The organism is uncultured Hyphomicrobium sp. (assembly GCF_902826555.1).
Taxonomy (GTDB): Bacteria; Pseudomonadota; Alphaproteobacteria; order Rhizobiales; family Hyphomicrobiaceae; genus Hyphomicrobium_C.
This window is the reverse complement of record NZ_CADEFI010000024.1, coordinates 27,814-43,937: the sequence shown is the minus strand read 5'-3', so window position 1 is coordinate 43,937 and position 16,124 is coordinate 27,814. Positions and strand designations below refer to the sequence as shown.

Annotated in this window: 15 protein-coding genes; 9 read left to right on the top strand and 6 right to left on the bottom strand. The window is 63.4% G+C overall.

Annotation, left to right across the window (positions count from 1 at the left end; translation table 11 throughout):
- Window positions 1-150: 150 nt before the first annotated feature.
- The gene (locus tag QZV93_RS11440; RefSeq protein ID WP_295558571.1) at window positions 151-1,083 is read right to left on the bottom strand and encodes a LysR family transcriptional regulator; all 933 of its coding nucleotides are present in this window, start codon (window positions 1,081-1,083) and stop codon (window positions 151-153) included.
- 145 nt (window positions 1,084-1,228) lie between these two features.
- Here QZV93_RS11440 and QZV93_RS11435 point away from each other — a divergent pair, with 145 nt between their 5' ends.
- The 8 genes from QZV93_RS11435 (at window position 1,229) to QZV93_RS11400 (ending at window position 10,088) form a co-directional block, all read left to right on the top strand.
- Window positions 1,229-2,272 carry a class 1 fructose-bisphosphatase gene (locus tag QZV93_RS11435; protein ID WP_295558569.1) on the top strand — a complete coding sequence of 348 codons (1,044 nt, stop codon included), beginning with the start codon at window positions 1,229-1,231 and terminating at the stop codon, window positions 2,270-2,272.
- A gap of 9 nt (window positions 2,273-2,281) precedes the next feature.
- A complete protein-coding gene (locus tag QZV93_RS11430) occupies window positions 2,282-3,199 on the top strand; it encodes a phosphoribulokinase (protein ID WP_295558568.1) in 918 nt (305 codons plus the stop codon).
- The gene (tkt, locus tag QZV93_RS11425) at window positions 3,196-5,229 is read left to right on the top strand and encodes a transketolase (RefSeq protein ID WP_295558566.1); all 2,034 of its coding nucleotides are present in this window, start codon (window positions 3,196-3,198) and stop codon (window positions 5,227-5,229) included. The genes QZV93_RS11430 and tkt overlap by 4 nt, the downstream gene beginning before the upstream one ends.
- Entirely contained in the window at window positions 5,229-6,308 is a 1,080-nt protein-coding gene (gene fba / locus QZV93_RS11420; RefSeq protein WP_295558564.1) for a class II fructose-bisphosphate aldolase, read from the top strand. The genes tkt and fba overlap by 1 nt, the downstream gene beginning before the upstream one ends.
- 42 nt (window positions 6,309-6,350) lie before the next feature.
- Entirely contained in the window at window positions 6,351-7,811 is a 1,461-nt protein-coding gene (locus QZV93_RS11415) for a form I ribulose bisphosphate carboxylase large subunit (RefSeq protein ID WP_295558562.1), read from the top strand.
- 27 nt (window positions 7,812-7,838) lie between these two features.
- Window positions 7,839-8,279 carry a ribulose bisphosphate carboxylase small subunit gene (locus QZV93_RS11410; RefSeq protein WP_295558560.1) on the top strand — a complete coding sequence of 147 codons (441 nt, stop codon included), beginning with the start codon at window positions 7,839-7,841 and terminating at the stop codon, window positions 8,277-8,279.
- A gap of 109 nt (window positions 8,280-8,388) precedes the next feature.
- On the top strand, window positions 8,389-9,372 hold the full coding sequence (cbbX, locus tag QZV93_RS11405) for a CbbX protein (protein ID WP_295558558.1): 984 nt from the start codon (window positions 8,389-8,391) through the stop codon (window positions 9,370-9,372).
- Window positions 9,373-9,377: 5 nt separating this feature from the next.
- The gene (locus tag QZV93_RS11400) at window positions 9,378-10,088 is read left to right on the top strand and encodes an HAD-IA family hydrolase (RefSeq protein ID WP_295558557.1); all 711 of its coding nucleotides are present in this window, start codon (window positions 9,378-9,380) and stop codon (window positions 10,086-10,088) included.
- Between the two features lie 35 nt (window positions 10,089-10,123).
- On the opposite strand, the gene QZV93_RS11395 is transcribed toward QZV93_RS11400, so the two are convergent.
- Together QZV93_RS11395 and lipA are read right to left on the bottom strand one after the other, a co-directional pair.
- Complete coding sequence (locus QZV93_RS11395; protein WP_295558555.1) at window positions 10,124-10,249, bottom strand: hypothetical protein; 126 nt, start codon at window positions 10,247-10,249, stop codon at window positions 10,124-10,126.
- A gap of 11 nt (window positions 10,250-10,260) precedes the next feature.
- Window positions 10,261-11,220: a lipoyl synthase gene (gene lipA, locus QZV93_RS11390; RefSeq protein ID WP_295558553.1), complete on the bottom strand. Its 960-nt coding sequence runs from the start codon at window positions 11,218-11,220 to the stop codon at window positions 10,261-10,263.
- Between the two features lie 382 nt (window positions 11,221-11,602).
- On the opposite strand from lipA, the gene QZV93_RS11385 reads away from it, so the two are divergent.
- Window positions 11,603-12,292 carry a helix-turn-helix transcriptional regulator gene (locus QZV93_RS11385; RefSeq protein ID WP_295558552.1) on the top strand — a complete coding sequence of 230 codons (690 nt, stop codon included), beginning with the start codon at window positions 11,603-11,605 and terminating at the stop codon, window positions 12,290-12,292.
- A gap of 43 nt (window positions 12,293-12,335) precedes the next feature.
- On the opposite strand, the gene QZV93_RS11380 is transcribed toward QZV93_RS11385, so the two are convergent.
- From QZV93_RS11380 to QZV93_RS11370, 3 genes are all read right to left on the bottom strand, one after another.
- On the bottom strand, window positions 12,336-13,691 hold the full coding sequence (locus QZV93_RS11380; RefSeq protein ID WP_295558550.1) for an HlyD family type I secretion periplasmic adaptor subunit: 1,356 nt from the start codon (window positions 13,689-13,691) through the stop codon (window positions 12,336-12,338).
- Entirely contained in the window at window positions 13,688-15,610 is a 1,923-nt protein-coding gene (locus QZV93_RS11375; protein WP_295558548.1) for a type I secretion system permease/ATPase, read from the bottom strand. Before QZV93_RS11375 ends, QZV93_RS11380 begins: the two co-directional genes overlap by 4 nt.
- 50 nt (window positions 15,611-15,660) lie before the next feature.
- On the bottom strand, window positions 15,661-16,124 hold a 464-nt coding region (locus QZV93_RS11370), incomplete at its 5' end, for a hypothetical protein (protein WP_295558546.1).

Here is a 16,124-nt window from a genome sequence, read left to right as displayed (position 1 = left end):
CGAACGGCTCGATTTCCGCCGAGAGCTTTTCTGACACGGCGCGTGATTGCTTGTACGCCACGGATCGTGTGTCGTTTTGTCGGCGAAGCTTTGACTTCCGCCTTGTGTCGTCGGGACTGCCCTTCGGGCCGGGGCGTGGACAAGCGGCGCTCAGTGGCCGTTGGCGCCTGGCATTCGAGGCAGGTGGCGTTGTCCGTCCTCAAGGGCGTAGTGCCAGAAGGCCGAGGCGGCTGGTCCCAACCCTTTGTCCAGACGGTGAACGAGATTCCATTCCCTGACGATCGGTAGATCCTTGACGTGAAGGACACGCAGCCGGCCGGTTTCAATCTCAAGCTCGATGGTGTGCGCTGAGATAAGGGCGAGGCCAAGACCGGCCATGACGGCCTGCTTGATGGTCTCGTTGGAGCCGAACTCGATGACCGCCGAGGCTTCCGGCCGCTTCACGCCCTTGAAGAACGTCTCGAAGACAATGCGGCTGCCGGAGCCCACCTCGCGGACCAGTAGCTTCTCCTTGGCAATTACCTCGCGGTCGATCGCGCGCACGCGCGTCGCCAGTGGATGATCGGGAGGCGCAATCATCACGTACGGATGGGGACCGAATACGATCTTGCTGACCACGATGTCACTCGGTGGGCGGCCCATGATTGCGATGTCGATGTCGTAGTTTCGCAGCGCTGCAATGGTATCCTCGCGATTTCCGACGACGAGCCGCATTTCGATGCTCGGGTTGTTCCGCACGAAATCGGCAATGAGGCGTGGCGCGAAATATTTGGCCGTGCTGACGACGCCGATGGTGACAACGCCGGCCCTGAGCCCCCGCAGCTCCTGAATCTGCTCGTGCATGCTCTCGATAAGCGCATCAGTGCGCATCGCTGCATCGAGCACGACTTGTCCCGCGTCCGTCAGCCGCAATCCGGCCGGCGTGCGATCGAAGAGTTGGATGGCGAGCGCATCCTCGAGCTGCTTGAGCTGCTCCGTCACGGCAGGAGGGGTCAATCCCAACGCGTTGGCGGCGGAAACAATTTTCCCGCTCTTCGCGATTGCAACAACCGACCGCAACTGCCGCAGTGAAACGTCGCGCATATCGCCACCATTCAATATTTCCGAATGTAGTCGTTATTTTATTCGATTTTATTTACCCCGAGTCAAATGGCATCGTCCGGGTGCGCATCACGAAGGTGCGGCGCCAACGCCTCCGATCTACGGAGGCGACAGGGAGACGGCAGAGATGTCCAAGGCAATCGACGTTGACGGTTACATCGCGCGACTCGTTGCGGATGGTGTCGTGCAGAGCGAGTTGTCACCGGTTCTGAGTGGCCTCACCAAGGCCACTCGCGTCCTTGCCAAGATCGTTTCCAGCGGCGCGGGCAAGGGCGATCTCGCCACAAAGTTGAAGGGCAACAACGGCTCGGGAGATGCGCCGACCAAGCTCGACGTTCTCAGTAACGAGATCGTCATGTCGAGGCTGTCCGAAGCGCCCGTAGCCTGGGTGGCATCGGAGGAATGCGAGCGTAGCGTCCAGATCGTCGCCGGAGCGCCGTTGTCCGTTGCAATCGACCCTCTCGACGGCTCCTCGAACATCGAGACCAACGCGCCGGTCGGCACGATCTTCTCGATCGTGCGCACGTCGCCCTGCGGCGATAGCGATGCGACGTTCCTGCAGCCCGGGTCGGGTCAGGTTGCCGCCGGTTTCGTCGTCTATGGCCCGCAGTGCTCGCTGGTATTGTCCGTGGGACGCGGAACCGCAGCCTTTACGCTCGACCCCGACCTCGGTTCCTTCGTCCTAACATCTGAGTCGATGTTCGTTTCCGAGATCGCGCGCGAATTCGCCATCAACGCCTCTAACGCGCGGCACTGGAGCCCGGCCATCCGCAACTACGTGGAGGATTGCGTCGCGGGCGTCGATGGTCCCCGCGGACGAGACTTCAATATGCGCTGGATCGCCTCTCTCGTTGCCGAGGCGGAGCGCATCCTGGTGCGAAGCGGCGTCTATCTCTATCCACACGACAGCCGGACCGGGTACGAGCATGGACGACTGCGGCTCATCTACGAAGCCAATCCGATCGCGTTCCTGATCGAGCAGGCGGGCGGCGCGGCGACCGACGGCGTCCAGCGCGTTCTGGACCTCAAACCTCAACACATCCACCAAAAGGTTCCCTTGGTCTTCGGCTCGCGCGGCGAGGTCGAGTTGATCGCGCGCTACGTGCGCGAGCTCGAAGGCCGATCACAGCCCCATCAGTTGTTCTCGGATCGCGGATTGCTTCGGCACTGAGGATCGACCATGTCGCGCGCGCATCCCATCGTCTCAGTCACCGGCTCTTCTGGCGCCGGCACGACGTCCGTCAAGCGGACGTTCGAGCAGGTGTTCCGCCGCGAGCAGATCAATGCGGCGTTCATCGAGGGCGATGCCTTTCATCGCTTTGACAGGGAGGCCATGAAGGTCGCGATCGCCGGCGCACTCGAGTGCGGCAACATGCACTTCAGCCATTTCGGGCCGGAGGCCAACCTGCTCAAGGAGCTCGAGGAGACCTTCCGCAGCTACGGCGGATCGGGGTGCGGAAAAACGCGGTGCTATGTTCATGATGCTTGCGAAGCCGAGCAGCACGGCGTTGCCGCAGGCCGGTTCACGCCGTGGCGCGATCTGCCTGCCGAGTCGGACCTTCTTCTCTACGAGGGCTTGCACGGCGCGCTGGTCAACGAGACCGTCAACATTGCCCAGCACGTCGACCTGAAGATCGGGGTCGTTCCGGTGACAAATCTCGAATGGATCCAGAAGATCCATCGGGACCGCTCGACGCGGGGCTATTCGACGGAAGCGATCACGGACACGATCATTCGACGCATGCCGGATTACGTGCGGCACATCTGTCCGCAGTTTTCTCAAACGGACATCAACTTCCAGCGTGTTCCCATCGTCGATACGTCGAATCCGTTCATCGCCCGATGGATTCCGACCGCCGAGGAATCGATGGTGGTCATCCGTTTCAAAAACCCGCGCGGGATCGACTTTCCCTACCTCCTGTCGATGATCCAGTCGAGCTTCATGAGCCGCGCCAATTGCATCGTGATCCCCGGCGGGAAACTCGATCTCGCGATGCAGCTCATTCTGACGCCGATCATTCTCGATCTCGTCAAAAGGAAAAGCCGCGTGGTCTGGGACGGCAAGGCGGCGTGGCCGCGCGAGCAGGAGCCGGCATGAACACGATGCTCAACGGCGACGACAGCGCTATGGCCGGAATGGCGAATGCCATCCGCTTTCTCGCCATGGACGCGGTGGAGAAGGCGAACTCGGGTCATCCCGGCATGCCGATGGGCATGGCGGACGTCGCAGCCGTGCTGTTCTCGCGCCATATCAAGATCGATCCGTCGACGCCGGCCTGGCCCGATCGCGACCGCTTCGTGCTGTCTGCGGGGCACGGGTCGATGCTGCAGTATGCGCTGCACCACCTTCTCGGCTATGCGGACATGCCTATCGAGGCCTTACAGAGCTTTCGCAAGCTCGGGGCGCCGACCGCCGGACATCCAGAATTTGGGCATTGCGCCGGCATCGAGACGACTACAGGCCCGCTCGGCCAGGGACTCGCGACCGCGGTCGGGATGGCGCTTGCCGAGCGCATGCTGAATGCCAGGTTCGGCGACGCGCTGGTCGATCATCACACCTATGTCATGGCCGGCGATGGATGCCTGATGGAAGGGCTCTCTCAGGAGGCGATCGACTTTGCGGGCCATCTCGGGCTCGGCCGCCTCATTATTCTTTGGGACAACAACGGGATTTCAATCGACGGATCGACCGGCCTTTCGACATCGACCCGTCAGCTCGACCGGTTCGCGGCCTCCGGTTGGAACGTGGCCGCAGTCGATGGGCACGCGCCCGAAGAGATCGATGCGGCGATCGACGCCGCGAAGCGCTCAGCGAAGCCGAGCCTTATCGCCTGCCGAACCATCATCGGGTTTGGCGCGCCGACGAAACAGGGCACGGAGGGCGTGCACGGGGCGCCGCTCGGTGCAGACGAGATCCGCGCGGCGCGCGAAAGCCTGCATTGGCCCTACCCGCCGTTCGTGGTGCCCGACGGCATTCTCGCGGCATGGCGGGGCACGACCGCACGCGGTCGGGATGCGCATCGCCACTGGGCTGGCCGCCTTGCGGCCTCGGACCGCAAGGAGGCCTTCGAGCGCGCGTGCCGCGGCGAACTGCCGGGCAATCTTGGTGCGCGCATGTCTGTCCACAAGGAACAGCTGGCCGCGCGCGCACCGAAAATCGCCACGCGAAAGGCTAGCGAGGCAACGCTCGCGGTCATCAACGCGGCGGTCGACACCACCGTCGGCGGATCGGCCGATCTTACGCATTCGAACCTGACGCTGACCGCGCCCTTGACGGCGATTGCTCCGGCCGCGTTCGGCGGGCGCTATCTGCACTACGGCATCCGCGAGCATGCCATGGCGGCGGCCATGAACGGCATCGCCTTGCACGGCGGCTTCATCCCCTACGGCGGAACGTTCCTTGTGTTCTCGGACTATGCGCGCGGCGCGATACGGCTTTCGGCCCTCATGCGCCAGCGGGTGATCTACGTGCTGACACACGATTCGATCGGGCTTGGAGAGGATGGACCGACGCATCAGCCGGTCGAGCATCTTGCCGCCCTGCGCGCCATGCCGAACCTCAACGTGTTTCGGCCGGCCGACGCGGTCGAAACAGCGGAATGCTGGGAGCTGGCCCTCGCTTCGGCGTCGACCCCGTCGGTTCTATGCCTTTCGCGGCAGAACTTGCCGACCGTGCGTAGCGAGGTGCTGGAAAACAAGTGCGGCCGCGGCGCCTATGTTCTCGCCGAGGCGGACGGCCCACGCGACGTCACGCTGCTGGCCACGGGATCGGAGATCGAGATCGCCTTGTGCGCGTCCGACACGCTGGCTGCGATGGGGGTCCGTGCCGCCGTCGTCTCGATGCCTTGCTGGGAGCTGTTCGAACGGCAAACCGCTGCGTATCGCGCGCGCGTCCTCGGTATCGCGCCCCGCATCGGCGTCGAAGCCGGCGTGCGGCTCGGATGGGACAGATGGCTCGGCGAAGCCGGCGCTTTCATCGGCATGTCGGGGTTCGGTGCCTCAGGCTCCGCTTCGGACCTTTACCGGCATTTCAACATCACGTCCGAAGCGCTCGTCGATGCCGCGCTGCGGCTCCTCGGCGCGCATTCCCCGCCAACTTCCCCCGTCAGTCTTTCGAGGATCGTCTAATGGCCCGCATCACCCTTCGCCAACTTCTCGATCATGCGGCCGAGCGCGGCTATGGCGTACCGGCCTTCAACATCAACAACATGGAGCAGGGTCTCGCCATCCTGGAGGCGGCCCGCGCAACCGACAGCCCCGTCATCCTTCAGGTGAGCCGCGGCGCGCGCGCTTATGCGAGCGACATCATGCTGGCAAAAATCATGGAAGCGCTCGAACTCATCTATCCCGAGATTCCGATCTGCATCCATCAGGATCACGGCAACAGCGTGCGCACGTGCCTGTCGGCGATCCAGCACGGATTCACGTCGGTGATGATGGACGGCTCTCTCGGCGAGGACGGCAAGACGCCGTCCAACTATGCGGAGAATGTCGCCATTACGAGGGAGGTGGCGCGGCTCGCGCACATGGTGGGCGCCTCCGTGGAAGGCGAACTCGGATGCCTTGGCTCGCTGGAGACGGGTTCGGGCGATGCCGAGGACGGACACGGGTTCGATGGCACGCTCGATAAGTCGATGCTGCTGACCGATCCAGACGAAGCAAAACGCTTCGTCGAAGAGACCAATGTCGATGCGCTCGCGGTGGCCATCGGCACCAGTCACGGCGCCTACAAATTCGCGCGCAAGCCGACGAGCGCGGTGCTGGCGATGGACATCATCGAGAAAGTCCATGCGCGTCTGCCCGGCACTCACATCGTCATGCACGGGTCTTCGTCGGTGCCGGAGGAATGGCAGAAGCTCTTCAATGCCCACGGCGGCGAAATGAATGAAACCTATGGTGTTCCTGTCGACGAGATCGTGCGCGGCATCCGCCACGGGGTGCGCAAGATCAATATCGACACCGACTTGCGGCTCGCAGCAGCGGCGGAGTTCCGCAAGGTGGCGGCGACCGAGCGGTCGGAGTTCGACCCGCGGAAATTCCTGAAGCCCGCCATGACGGCCATGACCGCCGTCTGCCGGCAACGCATGGAAGCCTTCGGAACGGCCGGCAACGCATCGCGGATCAAGGTCATCGCCATTGCCGACATGGCGCGACGATACGCGAGCGGCGATCTCGCCGCACCGGGCGCGATCGCACAAGCGGCTTGAGCATCCCAACACCATCGCGCTCAGAGCGCAGGAGACAGGACCATGGACAGCAAGGCGACGGAACTCAAAGGCAAGGAGCGCTACAAGTCCGGCGTTCTCGAATACCGCAGGATGGGCTACTGGAACGCGGATTATGTCCCCAAGGACACCGATCTCCTGGCCCTGTTCCGCATTACGCCGCAGGATGGTGTCGATCCGATCGAGGCGGCCGCCGCGGTTGCGGGCGAGAGCTCGACCGCGACGTGGACCGTGTGCTGGACCGACCGCCTGACGGCGGCCGATAAATATCGCGCCAAAGCCTACAAGGTGGAGCCGGTGCCGAACGGGCCAGGGTCCTACTTTGCATACATCGCCTACGACCTCGATCTATTCGAGCCCGGCTCGATCGCCAATCTTGCTGCGTCGATCATCGGCAACGTGTTCGGCTTCAAGCCTCTCAAGGCGTTGCGGCTCGAGGATATGCGGCTGCCCGTCGCCTACGTGAAGACGTACCAGGGCCCTGCCACGGGGATCATCGTCGAGCGCGAACGGCTCGACAAGTTCGGCCGTCCGCTGCTCGGGGCGACGGTGAAGCCGAAACTTGGCCTCTCGGGGCGCAACTACGGCCGTGTGGTCTACGAGGCGCTGAAAGGCGGGCTCGACTTCACCAAGGACGACGAGAACATCAACTCGCAGCCGTTCATGCATTGGCGCGAGCGCTTCCTCTACTGCATGGAAGCGATCAACCGCGCGCAGGCGTCGACGGGTGAGATCAAGGGCTCCTACCTCAACGTGACCGCGGCCACGATGGAGGACATGTACGAACGCGCCGAGTTCGCCAAGAGCCTCGGGTCCGTGGTGGTGATGATCGATCTCGTCATCGGCTGGACCGCCATCCAATCGATGGCCAAGTGGGCGCGGCGCAACGACATGATCCTGCATCTGCATCGCGCCGGGCACTCGACGTATACGAGGCAGAAATCACACGGCGTGTCTTTCCGCGTCATCGCGAAATGGGCGCGTCTCGCTGGTGTCGATCACATTCACGCCGGCACGGTGGTCGGCAAGCTCGAGGGTGATCCAGCTACGACGCGCGGCTACTACGACGTCTGCCGCGAAGACTTCAATCCGCGCAGCCTCGAGACCGGCATCTTCTTCGACCAGCACTGGGCCAGCATCGGCAAGGTGATGCCGGTCGCGTCGGGCGGCATCCACGCCGGGCAGATGCATCAGCTCCTGGATCTGTTCGGCGACGATGTAGTGCTTCAGTTCGGTGGCGGAACGATCGGTCATCCCGCAGGGATCCAGGCTGGAGCGACCGCCAACCGCGTCGCGCTGGAAGCGATGGTGCTCGCCCGCAACGAGGGGCGCGACATGCTGAAGGACGGCCCTCAAATCCTGGCCGAGGCAGCGAAATGGTGCACGCCTCTGAAGCAGGCTCTGGAGACGTGGCAGGACGTCACGTTCACCTACGCTTCGACCGACACTCCGGATTTCGTTCCGACCGTGACAGCGGCGGAATAGCACAACCACGGCGCAGGAGCAGAGCACATGAAAGTGACGCAAGGCACGTTTTCCTTTCTGCCCGATCTCACCGACCGGCAGATCAAAGCACAGGTTCAATACTGCCTGGACCACGGCTGGGCGGTGAACGTCGAGTTCACAGACGATCCTCACCCCCGCAACACCTATTGGGAGATGTGGGATCTGCCGATGTTCGAGGTGCGCGACGCGGCGGGCGTGATGTACGAGATCAACAAGTGCAGAGCCGTTTACGGTGGCACGCACTACATCCGCGTGACGGCGTTCGACAACAGCCACGGATGCGAATCCGTAAAGCTCTCGTTCCTCGCCAGCCGGCCGACCTCCGAGCCCGGCTTTGCTCTGACGCGGACCGAGGGATCCGGACGCTCGATCGTCTATCAGACGAGGAGCTACGCCACCGACGAAGCCGAGGGCAAGCGATACCAAGGAATGGACGCACGGACTTGACTGTTCTCGCGTGCAGCCGGGCCACGTCCCCGTCTCCGGCTGCATTCCTCCCGCGAGGTGAGAGGTGGGCTTGCTCCCACCTCTCATCGTGACCACCAAGAAAGATCACATGGGCCAACCTGCAACCGCTGCAAACGAAGGCGCGCAAAGCGCGGGCGAGCAGTTCGTCGATCTCGCGGCCGAATTTTCCGACTCTGGGCTCGGCGAAATCCTGCATGCCATCGACGGCGACCTCGTCGGACTGTTACCCGTCAAGCGGCGCATCCGCGAGATCGCGACGCTCCTGCTCGTCGATCGCGTGCGCAAGCGGTTCGGCCTCGAGAGCGAGCCTCCTACGCTGCACATGAGCTTCACGGGCAACGCCGGCACCGGCAAGACAACCGTCGCGCTGCGCATGGCGTCAATTCTTCATGGTCTTGGCTATATCCGCAAAGGCCACGTCGTGTCGGTGACGCGCGACGATCTCGTCGGGCAGTACATCGGGCACACGGCACCGAAAACAAAAGAGGTGCTGAAGCGGGCGATGGGCGGCGTGCTGTTCATCGATGAGGCCTACTACCTGCATCGGCCCGAGAACGAACGCGACTACGGCCAGGAGGCGATCGAGATCCTGCTTCAGGTGATGGAGAACCAGCGCGACGACCTGGTCGTCGTCCTTGCCGGATATGCCGATCGCATGCAGACCTTCTTTCAGTCAAATCCGGGCTTTCGCTCGCGCGTCTCGCACCATATCGATTTTCCCGACTACAGCGATGCGGAGCTGCTCGAGATCGCCGAGCGCATGCTGGCGCGTCAGACGTATACCCTCGCGCCCGATGCGCGTCGCTCCCTTGCGGATTACATCTCCTTGCGCCGCGAGCAGCCGCTGTTTGCCAACGCGCGCTCCGTTCGCAACGCCTTGGACCGCGCCAGGCTCCGCCACTCCGTTCGATTGCTCCAAGCGCCCGCACAGGCGATTCCGGTGGCCGAACTCTCCACGCTCAGAGCTCCTGACATCCTTGCGAGCCGCGTATTCTCGGGCATCGCTCCTGCAGGAGGGGAAACGCGAATGGCCGCCAGTCGCGATCCTTCGATGCCGCCGGAACGGGAATAGCGGCCATGCAGCATGTTGTGACACCAACGGTGGTGTTCGATCTCGACGGAACGTTGGTCGACACGGTTCCGGATATCGCCGCCGCGCTCGATGCCGCTCTCGCGCGCTACCCTTCCAGTTGCGCAACGAGCGCTCGGGAGGCGGCGGCGATGATGGGCGACGGGCTTACAGCATTCTTCTGGCGGGCCCTCGTTGCCAAGCGACTGCATCTGGAGGCCGAGGAAGCGACCGACGCACTGCATGACTTTCTCGCCGCCTACCGCCGGTCACCCGCTACGCTGTCCCGCCTCTATCCCGGCATCCGTTCCCTCCTCGCGGAACTGACCGCGGCCGGCGTTCATACGGCCGTATGCACGAACAAGGTCGAGCCGATTGCTCTGCAGATTCTCGACCAGCTCGGCGTCCTCAAGGTGTTCGATGCCGTTGTCGGCCACAGAGACGACCGGCCGAAGAAGCCCGATCCTTTTCCGCTGGTCGAGGCCATAGACCGCGCTGGCGGCAGCAAGCACAGGGCCCTCATGATCGGCGATTCCGAACCCGATAGCCGGGCCGCGGCGGCAATCGGGATTCCGGTTATCCTGGTTTCCTACGGATATTGTCCGGTCCCAGTCCGAACACTCACCGCGACGCATCACGTGGACGACGCACGCGAACTCAGAAGCCAGATCTTGCAACTTATCAGCACAAGTCCGGACGCGCCTCTCTCGGCGCATTAACGCCGCTCGCCCGCCACTTCATGAGAATGGGCCGTCTAGTTCGGTCCGCCGAAGCCGAGCAGGGCGTCGAGCAGACGGGCCTGAACGAGGGCCAGAACGCCGAGCCAGACCGCGGACGCGACGGCTGCGCCAAGCAGGAAATATTTCGTCCGCTCGCCCATGCGCCTTCTCCCTATGCGCGCGCCTCGACGTCTCGCGCCGCCCTCAGCCGGGCGAAGTCCTCGTCGGCGTGATGGGACGAGCGTGTCAACGGGCTCGCGGAGACGAGAAGAAAACCTTTGGCCTGGCCGATACGGCGAAGGGTCTCGAACTCCTCAGGCGGGACGTAGCGCGCGATGGGCGCGTGCTTGGGCGTCGGCTGCAGGTATTGGCCGATGGTCAGGAAATCGACGCCCGCCGAGCGCAGGTCGTCCATGACTTGCAGCACCTCTTCCTGCTTCTCGCCGAGCCCGACCATAATGCCCGACTTCGTGAAGGTGCGGGCGTCGAGCTCCTTGGCCTTCTGCAACAGCCTGAGCGAATGGAAATAGCGCGCGCCCGGACGAATGCTGAGATAGAGAGACGGCACCGTCTCCAGGTTATGATTGAACACGTCGGGGCGAGCGTCCATCACAGCCTCGATTGCCCCCTCCTTGCGCAGGAAGTCCGGCGTCAGGATTTCAATCGTCGTTTCCGGGGCGGCGCTGCGAATGGCCTCGATGGTGCGTACGAAATGGCGCGCGCCGCCGTCCGGCAAGTCATCGCGGTCGACGGAGGTGATGACGACGTGGCGCAATCCGAGCTTGGAGACGGCCGCGGCCACCTCTTCCGGCTCATTCTCGTTCAGCGGCTTGGGCAGGCCGGTTCTGACGTTGCAGAACGCGCAGGCCCGCGTGCAGATACTGCCCATGATCATCATGGTGGCGTGGCGCTTCGACCAACACTCGCTGAGATTCGGGCATCCGGCCTCTTCGCACACGGTCGCCAGACCATGCTCGCGCACGATGGCGTGCGTGGCCTTCAGCTCGGGAGGGGAGACGAGCCGCACACGCAGCCACGGCGGCAGGGGCGGCCTGGGATTGTCCGGCCGATTGACCTTTTCGGGATGACGCGGACCCGTGCCTTTGTCCCGCGTGTCGATCACAGTGACCATTCGCCCCTCTCGGAGATGCGTGAATCGAGGATGGACCCAAATGAATGGTCCCACAAGTCGCGTCGGGGCCTGCATTTTCGCCGCGCGACATCGACTTTTCTCGAGAGCTTAGCGCGTGCGCCCGAGCGCTTGGTAGTGCGACCTTGGTCTCCCCCGCGATGGCCGCCCCAAGATGGCCGCTCTCGGACCCAGCCGATTGTAACGTCCGGAAAGCTCGCGAGACCGCGACTAATGCATCAATCATTCATTAGTGAGACTATCCGCTTTAACACGATATTTGCACGTCAACTGATATATTTACTGACGATACTACGTCCGGTGGAATGACCGGACAGATACTTGAATGGGGGGAAAATGTCGTTGGAACTCGGCGGTTTCTCACATGCTCAACTCACTTTTCGAGCGCCTTACGTCCGATAGTTCTCAGGTGCGTCAGCGCCAGGACGGCGTGGCCTTTTTCAAGGCCTCGAAGGAGCTCTACGGCTTCACGTCGATCGCCTATCTGGGGCTCAATATCCACGTGCCTGCACAGCACGGGTGCCTCGTGCACTGCATTTACACCGACACTCAGGTCAAGCACTGCGTTGCACGTACGCGCATTCCGCACGATGCTCTCGCGGACTCCGGCCTCGCAGGGGAGGCGTCGGCCTCGTGGCAGGATGTCGATTCCAATAGCAACGGGGTAACCGAGCGGAGCCTTGCCATCCCGCTGCGCTCCCGCGACGGAGAAACGGCCTTCATCGGCATCACCGCGGTCATGTCCGCCGACGACTGGGACCGTCACAAGCGAACCGGCATGCGCGACATCCGGGTTCTCGGGAGCTACTTCCACAGCCACGTGCTGAGAATCAACGGGCATGACGCCGGATCGGACATGCTCGTCTCGGCGCGTGAGCTCGATTGCCTGAAATGGACGGCGGCGGGCAAGACCGCCTGGGAAGCCAGCGTCATTCTCGGCATCAGCGAGAGAACGGTCCGCTTTCATCTCAATGCGGCGCGGGAAAAGCTCAACTGCACGACGACGACGCAGGCCGTCGCCAAGGCCATCAGCTATCAACTCATCGACGTTTGAGCCGGCTTTTGCAGGCGCTCCGCGGCGCCTTGCGTGCGGTGCCTCAGCTCTCGCGGAAGGCGCGAGCGAAACTGTCCTGGACCGGCCGCATCATGTAATCGAAGAAGGTACGCTGCGCCGTCTTGATGTAGATTTCGGCGGGCATGCCCGGTGCGGCGCGAAAATCCTGCGCATGGCGCGACGGACGCTCCGCCAACTCGACGCGGACGATGAACGAGCTCCTCCTCTCGGAAGACGCTCCCACGCCAGGGCGCGGATCCTGATCGGGGACAGCGTCGGCCGATACATACTTCACGATACCTTCCATCATCGGCGTCACGCGCTGATTCATGGCCGAGAATTTCACGAGTGCGGCCTGACCTTCCTTGATATGCAGAATATCGCTCGGTTTGACTCGTGCCTCAATCAGAAGCGCGTCATCGATCGGCAGCAGCTCCAGAATCACATCGCCGGCACCGACAACGCCGCCGGGCGTGTTGTAGTTGAGCTTGACGACGATGCCGCGGACAGGCGCGCGGACGTCCACACGGTCCACGACATCGCGTGCGGCGCGGATCTGCTCCGCGACGTCATCGAAATCCGCCTCGGCCTTGCGGAGCGCTTCGACTGCCTCCGCGATGGCCGCTGATCGTATCTGCGCGATCTGCTGGTCGGCGCGCGCGACGCGTTCGCGGGCATCGGCGGCGCGGCCCGTCAACTCGCCAAGGTCGCCGGCAAGTCCGGCCTGAGCGCGCTGCAGAGCGAAAATCTCGGGCTTTCTCACCAACTGACGCTCGACGAGGCCGCTCTTGTCTTTCAACTCCTCGTCGAACATCTCCATGCGCCGCTCGATCGACTGCGCCTGCACCTGGAAGCCGTTGATACTCTCCTGGAGTGCGGCGATCTCCTTGCGCAACACCAGCTCCTCGGCGCCGAGCCGCGCGCTGCGCGCGTTGAGCTCCACAACCTGGCCGTTGACGATGGCCTTGATCTCGGGATCATCCAACTGGCTGGCCAGGACGGCCGGCACCTCGATCGTATCGCGCCCGCTGATTTCGGCGTCGAGACGCGCCTGGATGGCGCTGAGCCGATACTTGCGCAACGTCAAGCGGCGAAGTTTGGCGTTTGCAGCCGTGTCGTCGAGACGCAGCAACGTCTGGCTCGCCTCGACCAGGTCGCCCTCCTTCACCAGCGTGTCGCGCACGATACCGCCTTCAAGGTGCTGGACAAGCTTGTTCTGGCCCGTGGCGACGAACCGTCCCGCCGCGACGACCGCGCCGTCCAGAGGTGCCATCGCTGCCCAGGCACCGAAGCCCAAGCCCCACACTCCGAGCACGGCGAGCCCGATGACGATGGGACGCGACGCGCTGCGCGGGACCTCGCGATGCCACTCCCGCATGCTTGGAAAGGCGTTGCTCACAGCTTCGTCTCCCGCGTCTCGATCATATCCATTTGCGCGTCCTGCGGGGCTGGATCAGCCTTTGGCTTCTCCACGGCGGCGACGGGGGACGCATTCGACGATTTCGGCTTCACGAGCCGATGCAAAATCTCCTTGGGCGGTCCGAATGCCTCGACGCGCCCGGCCCGCAGGATGAGGAGCTTGTCGACGCTGTGGAGGACCGCGGGGCGCTGCGTGACGACGACGACCGTCACGCGTTTCTCCTTGGCTCGTTTGAGCGTATCGGTGAGCGCCTGCTCGCCCGCGGAATCCAAATTCGAGTTCGGCTCGTCGAGCACCACGAGTGCCGGCCCGCCGAAGAATGCGCGCGCGAGTGCGATGCGTTGCTTCTGGCCGCCGGACAGCGGCATGCCGTTTCGCTCGAGCACGGTCTCGTAACCGTTCGACAGTTGCGTGATCATGTCATGCACGTCGGTGAACTGCGCGGCCTGGTAGATCTTCGCATCCGGGAGATCGTTGCGCATGCGGCAGACGTTCTCCTTGATGGTACCCGGGAACAGCTCGACCTCCTGCGGCAGGTAGCCGGTGCATTCGCCGAACTGGCGTCGATCCCAGTGGCGAAGCTCCGTGCCGTCGAGGCGCACTTTTCCGGCCGTCGGGAAGAGGCAGCCGACGAGAATGCGCACGAGCGTGGATTTTCCGGAGCCCGACGGGCCAACGACTGCGAGGGATTCGCCGGGTGCAAGCTCGAAGCTCACGCCATTGAGTACAGGCTCCTTGGAACCAGGCGGCAGATAGAGCACGCGGTCGACCGTCAGGCGTCCCTCGGGACGGGGAAGTTGCAGACGGGGCGTCTCCTGCTTCAGACCCTCGACCGCCGTCTTCACCCGTGCATAGGCGGAACGGGTTTGCACGACGCTGCGCCAGCCTTCGATCATGCCTTCGAGCGGCTGGAGCGCGCGCCCAGCGATGATTGACGCTGCGATCATCATGCCGCCTGTCAGCTCGCCCTGCAAAGCCAGGTAGGCGCCGATGCCCAAAATGACGATCTGCGTGACGAGACGACCGAATTTGGACGCGCCGCCGATCCAGAAGTTGCGATCGAGCGCGGCGCTCTGAAACGTCAATGCCTGTGCCTGCTCGCGGCCCCAGTGCATGATGCCCTCGTTGAGCATACCCATGGCGTTGATGACCTGCGCGTTGCGCGCCAAGGCCTCCGCATGGCTGTCTGCGCGCGATCCGTGAGAGCTTGCCTGGCCGAGCGGCGCAGCCGTCGCGCGCTGGTTGATGACCGCAATGACGACGAGCAGAATCCCTGCCAGGAGCGCGACGATGCCAAGGTCGGGATGAATGAAGAACACCGCCGTGAAGTAGATCGGCGCCAGCGGCGCGTCGAAGAGCAGCAGCATCACGGTGCCGCTCAGAAATCCCTTCACCTGGTGCATGCTGCGCAGCGTCGTCACGCCGCCGGTGTCGCCTGCGCGCGACGTGTTGACGATGCTCGCAAGCACCGGCCCGCCAAGAATGGTCTCGTACTGGGTCGCAAGCCGGCCCAATACCTGCCGGCGCAATACGTCGAGCAGCGACAATACACCGAGGAAGCCTAGGCAAAGGATCGACAGCATGATCAGCGTTTCGACGCTGCGGCTCGTGAGCACGCGGTCGGACAGCTGAAAGAGATAGATCGGCATCGTCAGCATGAGGATGTTGACGAACACCGAGAACAAGCCGACGATCAGGAACCCGTGCCTTGCTACCCGACGCCATTCCTGCATGGGATCGATGTTTGGAGCCGGCTCACCGGCCAGTCTCTTTTTCGCGACCTTGGCGCGTCCGTTTTGCGGATGGGCGGACTTTCTCTCGCCGCGCCGACGCAAGCGCAGCTCGCGGCCGTTAAAAGCGGCGAAACGCTGCTCGATCGGCACTGCCCCCTGTGTCACATCCCACTCCCGGTCCTGATCAACCCCCTGCCGAACACTCAATCGTCGCCTTAGAAGAGGCCGTGATTTCCGAACAGCGACAGATGCAGGCCGGTGCCGCCGATCGAAATCGAAACCTGAACGTTGCCGTCGTCGTCGTCGCCACTATCGGCCGCGGAATTCGAGAGATCGAGATTGATGCCGTTGCTGCTGGCGCCAGCGCCAATCCCCGCGTCCGGGCCGGGCTCGTCGTCGAGCCCTGCTTGGATCGCAAGCGTCAAACCCGCATAGTCGCCGCCATCGCTTGCGTCGGATGACGCATGGCCGAGAAGCGGCACATTGCCGAGGGGGAGCTCCAAGTCGGATACGATATCGCCGGTTTGCGCCAGAAGTCCGCCCAGGGCATCCGGAGCGTCTGCAAGGTCCGGCACGACCTCGCTGACCAGATCGGTTACGGGTGCCACGACATCGTCCACGACGTCGCTTGCGACTTCGACCACCGGAGCGACCACATCGTTCACGACATCGCCGACCA

What these genes read in the sequence shown, in the direction of transcription:
- QZV93_RS11440 (WP_295558571.1), bottom strand. Translation starts at nt 1,083, where the DNA reads ATGCGCGACGTTTCACTGCGGCAGTTGCGGTCGGTTGTTGCAATCGCG.
- QZV93_RS11435 (WP_295558569.1), top strand. Translation starts at nt 1,229, where the DNA reads ATGTCCAAGGCAATCGACGTTGACGGTTACATCGCGCGACTCGTTGCG.
- QZV93_RS11430 (WP_295558568.1), top strand. Translation starts at nt 2,282, where the DNA reads ATGTCGCGCGCGCATCCCATCGTCTCAGTCACCGGCTCTTCTGGCGCC.
- tkt (WP_295558566.1), top strand. Translation starts at nt 3,196, where the DNA reads ATGAACACGATGCTCAACGGCGACGACAGCGCTATGGCCGGAATGGCG.
- fba (WP_295558564.1), top strand. Translation starts at nt 5,229, where the DNA reads ATGGCCCGCATCACCCTTCGCCAACTTCTCGATCATGCGGCCGAGCGC.
- QZV93_RS11415 (WP_295558562.1), top strand. Translation starts at nt 6,351, where the DNA reads ATGGACAGCAAGGCGACGGAACTCAAAGGCAAGGAGCGCTACAAGTCC.
- QZV93_RS11410 (WP_295558560.1), top strand. Translation starts at nt 7,839, where the DNA reads ATGAAAGTGACGCAAGGCACGTTTTCCTTTCTGCCCGATCTCACCGAC.
- cbbX (WP_295558558.1), top strand. Translation starts at nt 8,389, where the DNA reads ATGGGCCAACCTGCAACCGCTGCAAACGAAGGCGCGCAAAGCGCGGGC.
- QZV93_RS11400 (WP_295558557.1), top strand. Translation starts at nt 9,378, where the DNA reads ATGCAGCATGTTGTGACACCAACGGTGGTGTTCGATCTCGACGGAACG.
- QZV93_RS11395 (WP_295558555.1), bottom strand. Translation starts at nt 10,249, where the DNA reads ATGGGCGAGCGGACGAAATATTTCCTGCTTGGCGCAGCCGTCGCGTCC.
- lipA (WP_295558553.1), bottom strand. Translation starts at nt 11,220, where the DNA reads ATGGTCACTGTGATCGACACGCGGGACAAAGGCACGGGTCCGCGTCAT.
- QZV93_RS11385 (WP_295558552.1), top strand. Translation starts at nt 11,603, where the DNA reads ATGCTCAACTCACTTTTCGAGCGCCTTACGTCCGATAGTTCTCAGGTG.